1 protein-coding gene is annotated in these 1,527 nt (G+C 72.0%); it reads right to left on the bottom strand.

Annotated elements, in window-relative coordinates:
• Positions 1-1,475, bottom strand: a 1,475-nt coding sequence (gene murJ / locus D7W82_RS39585) for a murein biosynthesis integral membrane protein MurJ (protein WP_120623175.1), incomplete at its 3' end; no start/stop codon positions are given.
• Positions 1,476-1,527 lie beyond the last annotated feature (52 nt).

Here is a 1,527-nt window from a genome sequence, read left to right as displayed (position 1 = left end):
CCCCACTCCGCCCCCACCCCGGGCATGGGGCCCAGGAGGCCGGTGAGCCCCTGTTTGACGGCCAGGGCCACGAGCCCGCCCACCACCGCCGCGCCGTAGAGCCGGGGCAGCAGGCCCGAAGGCAGGCCCACGGGCCCGACGATGGAGCGCAGCTTGCGGCGCAGGAGCGTGCTCTCCACCCAGGCGACGATGCCGCTGGACAGGGTGAGGAACGCCGCGCCCAGCTCCCGGGGCAGGCCCAGCCGCTCCGGCAGCCACAGCGCCAGGAACCAGGCCTTCACCGTCCCCAGGGACACGCGCACGATGGCGTAGCGCAGGGGCGTCTTCGGATCCTTCAGCGCGTAGAAGGCGGAGGCGTAGAGCCGTCCCACGGTGGACGCCACCAGGCCCACCGCCGCGCCCATCAGCAGGTACCAGAGGTAGCGCGAGTCCGAGGCGCCGAAGCGGCCCGTCTGCAGCAGCGCGCCGCTCACCAGGTCTCCCAGGAAGAAGAGGGCGACGGCGGAGGGCACCACCCAGAAGGCGATGCGGCGCGAGCCCGAGTCGATGCGGCTTCGCAGCTTCGCGTGCGCCTGGGCATCCCCTTCCGCCGTGGCGCGCGCCATCTCCGGCAGCTCCGCGGCGGACACCGCCATGCCGAAGAGGCTCACCGGGATGAGGTAGATGGTCTGCGCGTAGAGGAGCGACGACAGCGCGCGGTTGGAGATGAGCGACGCGAAGGCGGTGTCCACCCACGCGCTGAACTGCACCACGCCGCGCCCCAGCACCACCGGGCCGAAGTTCTTCAGCACCTGGCGCACGGACGCGCTGGCCAGCGACACCACCGGGCGGAAGTGGCCCAGCAGCCGCATCACCGTGGGCACCTGCACCGCGAACTGGAGGAAGCTGCCCAGCACCACGCCATAGGCCAGCCACTCCGTCACGGCCTCTTCCGCGGCGCGCCCCCCGGACGTGCCCTGCAGGCTGCCCACCACCAGCAGCGTGGCGATGATGACGACGTTCCACACCACGGGCGCCAGGTAGGACAGCAGGAAGCGCCGGTGGCTGTTGAGGATGCCCAGGCACCACGCGCTCAGCACCAGGAAGCCCGTGCCCGGGAAGAGGATGCGCACCAGCCGCACGGCCAGGTCGCGCTCGCCGCCCTCGAAGCCCGGCGCGATGAGGTCCACGAACAGCGGAGTGGCCAGCATGCCCAGCGCCACCATCACGGCGGTGGCCATGGCCAGCAGGCCGAACACCGCGCCCGCGACCCGGTCCGCCTCGTCCGCGTCCTTCTTGCCCAGCAGCTGGGCATAGACGGGGATGAAGGAGCCCGACAGCACGCCTTCACCAAAGAGGTTCTGGAGGAAGTTGGGGATGCGCAGCGCGGCCTTGAAGACGGCGGCGGCCTCCGCGTTGCCCAGGTAGTGCGCGAAGACCCGCTCGCGCACCAGCCCCATCAAGCGCGACGCCAGGATGCCAATGCCCACCAGCATCGCGCCCCGGCCTCCCGCGCTGCGTTCAGGGCTGGACGGAAGAGGGGCGGCC

The organism is Corallococcus sp. CA049B, from assembly GCF_003611685.1.
GTDB lineage: Bacteria > Myxococcota > Myxococcia > Myxococcales > Myxococcaceae > Corallococcus > Corallococcus coralloides.
Note: the sequence above shows the minus strand (reverse complement) of the source record. Positions and strands in the feature narration are given on the sequence as shown.